6 protein-coding genes and 1 riboswitch are annotated in these 8,860 nt (G+C 51.3%); of the genes, 5 read left to right on the plus strand and 1 reads right to left on the minus strand.

Annotation, left to right across the window (positions count from 1 at the left end; all coding sequences use genetic code 11):
* Positions 1-53 precede the first annotated feature (53 nt).
* From KQJ23_RS17455 to guaA, 4 genes are all read left to right on the plus strand, one after another.
* Positions 54-1,016: an AAA family ATPase gene (locus KQJ23_RS17455; RefSeq protein WP_216480193.1), complete on the plus strand. Its 963-nt coding sequence runs from the start codon at positions 54-56 to the stop codon at positions 1,014-1,016.
* The gene (locus KQJ23_RS17460; RefSeq protein ID WP_216480194.1) at positions 1,013-2,383 is read left to right on the plus strand and encodes a DUF58 domain-containing protein; all 1,371 of its coding nucleotides are present in this window, start codon (positions 1,013-1,015) and stop codon (positions 2,381-2,383) included. Before KQJ23_RS17455 ends, KQJ23_RS17460 begins: the two co-directional genes overlap by 4 nt.
* Positions 2,370-4,658, plus strand: a complete 2,289-nt coding sequence (locus KQJ23_RS17465) for a DUF4129 domain-containing transglutaminase family protein (RefSeq protein ID WP_216480195.1) — start codon at positions 2,370-2,372, stop codon at positions 4,656-4,658. The genes KQJ23_RS17460 and KQJ23_RS17465 overlap by 14 nt, the downstream gene beginning before the upstream one ends.
* Positions 4,659-4,735: 77 nt before the next feature.
* Entirely contained in the window at positions 4,736-6,274 is a 1,539-nt protein-coding gene (gene guaA, locus KQJ23_RS17470; protein WP_216480196.1) for a glutamine-hydrolyzing GMP synthase, read from the plus strand.
* 72 nt (positions 6,275-6,346) lie between these two features.
* Here the strand turns inward: guaA and KQJ23_RS24205 are convergent, their stop codons facing one another.
* Positions 6,347-6,616 (minus strand): EamA family transporter, encoded by a 270-nt coding sequence (locus KQJ23_RS24205; RefSeq protein WP_430522314.1) that lies wholly within the window; start codon positions 6,614-6,616, stop codon positions 6,347-6,349.
* A gap of 129 nt (positions 6,617-6,745) precedes the next feature.
* Positions 6,746-6,846, plus strand: a riboswitch (purine riboswitch).
* 144 nt (positions 6,847-6,990) lie between these two features.
* Here KQJ23_RS24205 and KQJ23_RS17480 point away from each other — a divergent pair.
* Positions 6,991-8,394: an NCS2 family permease gene (locus tag KQJ23_RS17480; protein WP_216480198.1), complete on the plus strand. Its 1,404-nt coding sequence runs from the start codon at positions 6,991-6,993 to the stop codon at positions 8,392-8,394.
* Positions 8,395-8,860: the final 466 nt, after the last annotated feature.

Genomic DNA, 8,860 nt, shown 5'->3' on the forward strand with positions numbered 1-8,860 from the left:
ACTAGTTGTTGGTCACACTGGTTAATAGATTTGTCTTGTTGGAGGGATGAGGAATGATTCAAGATCAGGCCCGTGAGATTCTGGAGCTGTTGGTTCAGCGGGTAGAACGGGTTGTTGTCGGTAAAAAGAAGGAGATCGAGCTGGCGGTCATTGCGATGCTGTACGGGGGACATATTCTGCTGGAGGATGTGCCGGGAGTAGGCAAGACGCTGCTCGTTAGAACACTCGCTGCTTGCGTGGGAGGCAGTTTTGGAAGAATTCAGTTTACTTCCGACCTGCAGCCGGCTGATGTCACGGGCGTCACGGTCTATCAGCCGCTGACGGGCAGCCTGGAATTTCGACCGGGTCCGGTTCATGCCCATATTGTACTGGCTGACGAGATTAACCGTGCCGCGCCACGGACGCAATCAGCCTTGCTGGAAGCCATGGAGGAGCGGAAGGTAACGGTGGATGGTGTGACCAGAGTACTGCCTCAGCCCTTTTTGCTGCTTGCGACGCAAAATCCGCTGGAGTATGAGGGCACTTATCGGCTGCCTGAGGCACAGCTGGACCGTTTTCTGATGCGACTCTCGCTCGGTTACCCCAAGCCGGAGCAAGAGATTGAAATGCTAAGTAGAATGCAGAATCCGGGCGTAGAGCCGAAGCCGGTTATTTTACCCGAGGAGATCAGGCTTATGCAGCGTCAGGTTCGTATGGTGCTGGTGGATGAACGGATCAAGGAATATCTGGTCTCCGTAGCAGATGCCTCGCGGCGGCACCCGAAGCTTGCGCTCGGGATCAGTCCGCGCGGAACCCTGTGCTGGATGGGGGCTGCCCAGGCGATGGCCTATTATCGGGGGCGAAGCTACGTGATTCCCGATGATGTGAAGGAGGTTGCCGAGGCCGTACTTGCACATCGGATTGTTCTGAAGCCGGACGCGGGCTTTGCGGGGATGACCCCGCCCCAGATGGTAGCCGAGCTGCTGAAGCAGGCGGATGTACCGCTGTTTCACCGCGCTTCCGGAGGTGCCTCATGAGGGAGGGGAGATGGGCTTGGGTGATTGCCGTTGCTGTGCTGGGTTTATTCACAGCATTGTACATTTATCGGGGGGGTGAGACCCTGTGGTTTCTCCTTGTACTTGCCGGTTTTATTATTCTGCAAGGCTTAGTCTTTTGCTGGCTTGGTCCGAAGCATGTGCAGGCCTCCCGAAGCTGGAAGCCCTACTATCCGCAAGCCGGAGAACCCTTGGAGATGGAGATCGTGCTTACGATTTCAGGCGGGATCGTTCCGTTATCCATGCGGGCTCGGGATAGCTGGTCGGTGTCCGGTAGAGAAGCGGGGGCTTCTTCCGTGATCCTGACCGGGGAAGGGGAGATCACTGGCAAGCTGCGGGGATGGATCGGGCAACAACAGCAATTCTCCTGCACGTATGTGCTTCAGCCCTCAACCCGCGGACATTATAAGGCGGGAGAGCTTGCCGTGATGTGGAGCGACCCCTTCGGATGGTTCAAACGCAAAAAGCGCGTAGCGGTGAACGGCCAGGACATCCTGGTCATTCATCCTGCGCCATTACCGGTTTCATTGGAGAGTGAGGCAAGCCCTCGTGGGGCCTGGGAAAGTCAGCAGGCTATGGGCAGATTTCTGCCGGCTCCGATGGAAGAAGCCGATGGTTTGAGAAAGTATCTTCCCGGAGATTCGTTCAAGTGGGTGGAGTGGAAGCATTCCGCCAAGCGTGGGGAGCTGCTTACCCGAGTATCCCGTGAGCCGCTGGCGGAGGAGCATTATCTGTTGCTGGATACGGATCCGAATTCTTATCGTCTTGAGGAGACTGGGAAGAACGGGAGAAGGGAGGCGGTCCAGGGGTTTGAGACGGCCATATCTGCGGCATCAGCCATTTTGCATCGGGAGCTAACCCATCCAAGGCGAGAGTTCTCGCTGGAGAACAAGCAGGCTGCATCGACATGGTTTATCTGCGGCAAACGGGCTCGCCGGGATCTGGAGGAAGAGCAGCTCCGGGGGGGTGAAGGATTGATAAGCGGCTTGAATAGGCTAGCCGGTCTATCCTTGGATAACGGAGAGAAAGGTCTCAATGCTGCCTCCATATTACGGTCGCTTCCACGTTCCTCGAAGGGGTATCGGCTTACCCTGATTACAGGAAGATGCACGGAGGAAGTAACCGATGCAGTGCTTGTGGAGGCAGCCCGAGGGGGATATTTTGAAGTCCTGCTTGCGTCAGAATTGATTGTGGGTATGGAGGAGACAGCTCGTATCGAGCGGCTTAGGAATGCGGGGATTCGCGTGATCGTGCTTGCGCCGGGTTTATATCAGAAGCAGCCTTTAATAAAGGCGCTGCCTGCGAATACCCTGTCTTCAAAAGGGGGTGCCGGACATGTCATTGCTTGAGGCACCCGCAAGCTTCCCGGCCGTTCCTTCTTCAACAGGAACAAGGGAGCTAGTCTTGTCTGGCGAGAGCACAGTGCAGGGAAAGGCATTGCGGACGCCTGATCCTCTTCGATGGGGGCAGAAAATCCTTTTGTCGGCACTGCTGATGGCTTTGTTCTGTGAGTGGTTGTATCCGGTCAGACGGCTGATGGAGGAAGAGGCAGGACGTTGGTTTCCCTTGTTCGTCGGCCTGACGGGGCTGTTGCTGATCGCGGGGTGTTTACCTGTATACAAATCTGTATATGGGCTTCTGACGGTTAGTCTTGTCGGAGGATCGTTCTACTATTTATACGGAAACGGAGCAGGGGCAGCCTGGTTGCAGAAATATGGCGCTTTGCTCGTAACGGACTTGGAAGAGCTAGTGCGGACAGGCAGGCTGTATGGAGTCAGCGGGGAGTCCAGGACCCTCTTGCTGCTGATTGGCTGGGTGCTGCTGGTCGCATCGGTTCAAATGTTGGCTCTTGGGCGCCATAGCATCCTGCTTTTCTTCTCTGCTTCTGTACTATATTTGCTTGTGTTGGAGCTGGTTCTTGATACGAGCTTCCTGCCCGGAATGATTCGCACGATAGTCTGGGGCTTGTTGCTTCAAGGCCTTATTGCCGGCTACCTTCAGCGGCCCGCAGGGATGATCCGAGGCAAAGGACTGGGAATTGTTGCTGCGATGCTCTGTGTGCTTGCTGCATGGTCAACAGTCCAGCTGTTGCCAGCCCAGCCCGTAAGGGACATCTCCTGGGACAGAATTGCCCAGACGGTGGAGCGCTGGAGTAAATCCTACAGCGGAATGAACCGGGCGGCATCTACCGACTCAGTATCCGGATACGGGCGGGATGATTCACGGCTGGGTGCTCCGCTTGAATTGCGGAAGGAGGTTTATTTTACGGCGGTATCATCGGTGAATGCCTATTGGCGTGGGGAGAGCAAGAGCGTCTACACCGGACATGGCTGGACTTCCTTACTGCTTGCCCCAGAGCCGGTTCCTGAGTCATTCGGAGCAGCCGAAGTTGTCCAGCGGATCAGGTTTGTAAAGCCGGTATCTGAAACCCAACCTATCTTTAGCGCTGGAACTCCCATTGGTGTAACAAGCTTATTCATCGGCAAGCAGCACACGAAGACAGCGGCTGAAGGATTGGAGCTGCGTTATGATCCGGGTACGACGGCTATGTTTTTTGAACCGTCCTCCTCAGAACAGCAGATGTATGGGTATGAGCTGGTGGCCAGAGTTGCGAGCGTACCGGATGAAAGACTGGTCCAGGCGAGGGGAGAAGATCCGGAAGAGATTGTTGAGCGAGAGCTGCAACTGCCCGTAACCTTGCCGGATCGGGTAAGAAACTTAGGGGTTGAATTGACGGCAGGACATCACAACCGATACGAATCGGTGCAGTCGGTGATCCAATATTTGAAGGAGAACTATACTTATAGTCTGGCTTCGGAGGTTCCGGCCCGGGGGCAGGATTTCACCGATTATTTTCTGTTTGAGCAAAGACAGGGATACTGTGACCACTTCTCAACGGCAATGACGGTGCTGCTCCGCAGCGGAGGAATTCCGGCCAGATGGGTCAAGGGCTTTGCTCCGGGGACGGCTGATCCTGCAGATTCGCAGCGTTATTCTGTCAGCTATGCCGATGCGCATTCCTGGGTGGAGGTTTATTTTCCTGAAGAGGGCTGGGTTTCATTTGATCCGACACCGGGGTACGGCATAGGCCAGGCAGTAATCGGTGCAATGGCCGACACGGATAGCAGCAATTTGGCAAATGTTCAATGGAGTAAGCTGTTGGAGCAATTTCATCAATGGAGCGGAGAAGGGAGAGGTGCGGTTCAAAAGATCCTTGCCCATTTAAGGGGACACCTGTTTCTATGGAGCGGTGTAGTGTTGGCAGGGGGCTTCCTGCTCTTGACAATTCTGCTGTATGGCCGAAGCGGTTATCGCCATTCCATGTATTTGCTGTGGCCCTATTTTTATAGAAGGGCTGACTCCTTTCCGGATCGCACTGAATTGTTAAGTGCTGCGGATCGCGCCTGGAAGGGCTTGTATGTCCGCTTTGGGGGCAAATGCCAGGGGACCACCGCAAGGGAATATTTGCTGTCGGTCAGTATGGCTCATGCAGAACTTGCACCTCATTTGGAACGTTTCATTGCCATGTGGGAAACGCTTTATTATGGAGGCGGAAAATTGGATCGCAGCACAAGCAGGGATTTTCTGGATCTGTGCCGTTATCTGGCATTTGGCAAGTCCTGAGTTTCCAACCCGATTTCCTTGACGACCAGTTTTGTACTTTCGTATAATTAGTCTCATGAATTGAGGGAGGCTCGGACATGAATAAGCCAAATGAACTGATTGTCGTGCTGGATTTCGGCGGACAATATAATCAACTGATAGCTAGACGGATTCGCGATTTGGGTGTGTACAGCGAATTGCTTCCGTATAATACACCGGCAGAGCGGCTCCGGGAGCTTGCTCCGAGAGGGATTGTCTTCTCTGGCGGACCATCAAGCGTGTATGCTGAGGATGCTCCTCATATTGATCCGGCGATTTACGAGCTTGGTCTGCCGATCTTCGGGATTTGCTACGGGATGCAATTGATGGCACATCAGCTTGGAGGGAAGGTTGAACGTGCGGCCAAGCGTGAGTACGGCAAGGCTGACGTTGACTTTGCAGAACACTCCGCTTTGACAAGAGGACTCGATGCGAAGCAGACCGTCTGGATGAGCCACGGGGATCATGTCGTTGAGCTGCCTACAGGCTTCATTGTTGACGCCTCTACGGATCATGCGCCAATTGCCGGGTTCTCGAATACCGAGAGCCGCATGTATGGCGTGCAATTCCACCCGGAAGTGCGTCATTCGGTGCATGGCAACGAGATGATCAAGAATTTCATCTATGAAGTCTGCGGTTGTGAAGGCAACTGGAGTATGGAGACCTTCATCGAGGATGCAGTTCGTGATATCCGGGAAAAAGTAGGCAGCGAAAAAGTCCTCTGCGCGCTTAGCGGTGGGGTAGATTCTTCGGTGGTTGCTATGCTCATTCACAAAGCGATCGGCGACCAGCTTACTTGTATGTTTATCGATCATGGCCTGCTGCGTAAAGGTGAAGCAGAGAGCGTCATGGAGACCTTTGTCGGCAAGTTCGATATGAAGGTTATTAAGATTGATGCCCGCGAACGTTTCCTATCCAAGCTGGCAGGAGTCGATGATCCGGAGCAAAAACGGAAAATTATCGGCAACGAGTTCATTTATGTATTTGATGAAGAATCGGCGAAGTTCGATGATTTCAGATTCCTGGCACAAGGCACGCTGTACACGGACATCGTAGAGAGCGGTACAGCAACTGCTCAGACGATCAAGTCCCACCACAATGTGGGCGGATTGCCTGAGGACATGAAGTTCTCGCTGATTGAGCCGCTGAATACCTTGTTCAAGGATGAGGTTCGTAAAGTCGGCGAAGAGCTTGGATTGCCGGGCGAAATCGTCTGGAGACAGCCGTTCCCTGGACCGGGTCTGGCCATTCGTGTTCTTGGGGAAGTCACAGAGGACAAGCTGAAGATTGTCCGCGACTCCGACTTTATCCTGCGCGATGAGATCGCCAAGGCCGGGCTGGACCGTGAGATTTGGCAATACTTTACGGCACTGCCGAACATGAAGAGCGTCGGCGTGATGGGCGATGCCCGTACGTATTCCTACACCGTAGGCATCCGCGCCGTAACCTCCATCGACGGCATGACCGCCGACTGGGCCCGTATCCCTTGGGATGTGCTGGAGAAAATCTCCGTACGTATCGTCAACGAGGTTGAGAACGTGAACCGCGTAGTGTACGACGTAACCTCGAAGCCGCCGGCTACGATTGAATGGGAATAGAGTAAACAAACAAAAACGCTCACCTTTGCGAGAATGCAAACGGTGTGCGTTTTTTGTATTTATACAATTCTATCAATGCTGTTCATGTATACCCGAAGTCGGAATCGAGAAGGAGGTCTGTGCTGCTGCTTTACTATTCCGATACTCTAACCATTGGGAAAGAACGATGCCTGCTATGACCAGTATGGCTCCAATATATCCCTGAGCAGTGAGACGTTCGCCTATAAAAATATAGGCAATGACAGCGACGAATATTGGCTCTAGGGCGTATATAATGTCTAGCTGCACCGATGAAATAAGGCTATAGATAGATTTAAGTGAAATAGAAACAGACAGAATTATGAAAAATTACGAACATTGTAATGATTATTTTATCGAAACATTCGTTTTTGTCGTTGACAAACCTGCTCCAAAGGGCCTAGAATGAATCATGTGATAAGTCTGAACGACAGACTTGATCGGAAATTTCGACAAATAACTTAATATGCTTTTCGTATAATTCCGGGAATAGGCCCGGAAGTCTCTACGAGGTCACCGTAAATGATCTGGCTACGAAAAGAAGAAGTGCTGAACAGGGCGATATCAGGAATTGCGTATACCGATTCTTGGGGGTTATTCCCGTTTCACTTCTTCTGGCTGACACGGTACCCGGGGATAGAATTTAGCCTCGGGCTTTTTGTCGTTCCGATTCGAAATTAAGGAGGAGTATTGGAATCATGGATCGTTTTTTTAAGCTGAAACAGAATGGTACGAACGTTCGTACAGAGGTTATGGCCGGTATCACTACGTTCATGGCAATGGCTTACATTCTCACAGTCAACCCTAACACGCTTACTGCCTTTGGTCAGATTGAAATGGGCTGGTATTCTGTTTTCCTGGCAACAGCACTCTCGGCTGCTATCTTTACGATCGCTATGGGTCTCTTCATTAACTTCCCGGTAGCACTTGCTCCAGGTATGGGTCTGAACGCTTATTTTGCTTCTGTTGTGCTTTCCTCGGCGGCTACTGATAAACCCTTTACATGGGAAATGGGCTTGACGGCCGTATTTATTTCGGGTCTGATCTTTATCCTGCTGACATTGACGAAGGTTCGTCAGATGCTTCTGGATGCGATTCCGGATTCCTTGAAACATGCAATTACCGTTGGTATCGGCTTGTTCATCACGATTATCGGGCTGAAGAACAGCGGACTGATGTCAATCGGCGTGGAAGCAGGACAAGATATTCCTGCACATACATTTACAAGCATGCTCTCGTATGAGACGGTTATTTCCTTGGGAAGCTTCCAGGATACCACCGTACAATTGACTTTGATTGGCCTCGTCCTGATCGGTATTTTGATGGTACTGAATGTGCGCGGAGCTATTTTGTTCGGGATTTTGGGAACGACTGTCGTTGCCATGCTGATGGGCGCGGTTGACTTCAACTCGGTATCGGCTAGTGAGGCGAAATGGATTCCTGACTTCTCGCAAATTAATTTTATGTCCTTTGACTGGGATGGCGTATTGCATACAGGTATTATTTCGGTGGTTGCCACCTTTACCTTCGTTGAATTGTTCGATACCTTCGGTACTCTCGTCGGAACGGCTAACCGTGCAGGGATTATGAAGGATCCAGTAGAAGGTAAAAAGCGTGTAGGTAAAGCGATGCTGGTTGATGCGGTTGCAGTTACCGGCGGCGCTATGCTGGGTACTTCCACAACTACTGCCTATGTTGAAAGTGCGGCCGGAGTTGCAGAAGGCGGACGTACGGGCTTGACAGCCGTAACGACTGGCGTATGCTTCCTGTTGGCTCTGTTCCTGGCACCTATCGCAGCCTTGATTCCAGGGTCTGCTACCGCTGCTGCTTTGATTATTGTAGGGGTACTGATGATTCAATCCATCAAGGAAATTGACTTCCAGGACATGGTCGTAGCCATTCCGGCATTTATGACGATCGTAATGATGCCTTTCTCCTATAATATTGCAAACGGGATTTCGATGGGGATTATCTTCTATGTAATTCTTGCTACAGTGGCTAATCTTCGCGGCGGCAAAGATACGAAATATGAAGTTCACTGGTTAATGTGGGTGCTCTTCGTACTGGTTATTCTCCGCTATGTCTTCGTTGGCGGGCATTAATAGATTGTCTATAATAGATTAATTACAGCATAATAATTATTACGGCGCATCCGGCATACTATGGATGCGTCGTTTTTTATCGTTATTTAGGAATTCCCCAAAGGGATCCTGGACAATTGTAGGGTGACATAGACCAGAATAACGACAAATCTCGCAGGTTATGGTTGAGCAGAGAGAAAAAATATGCTATATTTATTACCCCGATAATATAGCGCTTTCTTTTTGGGGAAGTGGACAAGCCGAATACGAATAAACTTTTTCGAAAAAAAGGCTTGCACTTAGTTACTCAGCATGATATATTATTTAAGTCGCCGCTGAAACGCAGCGATGTGCAGAACGAAGTTGATCTTTGAAAACTGAACAACGAGTGAGTATTATAAGAGAATTAATCATTCTCGTCAGTATTGAAATGAGCAAGTCAAACACCTTAATGGAGAGTTTGATCCTGGCTCAGGACGAACGCTGG

Origin of the sequence: Paenibacillus brevis (genome assembly GCF_018919145.1) — a bacterium.
GTDB classification, from domain to species: Bacteria; Bacillota; Bacilli; order Paenibacillales; family Paenibacillaceae; genus Fontibacillus; species Fontibacillus brevis.

What these genes read in the sequence shown, in the direction of transcription:
- KQJ23_RS17460 (WP_216480194.1), top strand. Translation starts at nt 1,013, where the DNA reads ATGAGGGAGGGGAGATGGGCTTGGGTGATTGCCGTTGCTGTGCTGGGT.
- KQJ23_RS17455 (WP_216480193.1), top strand. Translation starts at nt 54, where the DNA reads ATGATTCAAGATCAGGCCCGTGAGATTCTGGAGCTGTTGGTTCAGCGG.
- KQJ23_RS17465 (WP_216480195.1), top strand. Translation starts at nt 2,370, where the DNA reads ATGTCATTGCTTGAGGCACCCGCAAGCTTCCCGGCCGTTCCTTCTTCA.
- guaA (WP_216480196.1), top strand. Translation starts at nt 4,736, where the DNA reads ATGAATAAGCCAAATGAACTGATTGTCGTGCTGGATTTCGGCGGACAA.
- KQJ23_RS17480 (WP_216480198.1), top strand. Translation starts at nt 6,991, where the DNA reads ATGGATCGTTTTTTTAAGCTGAAACAGAATGGTACGAACGTTCGTACA.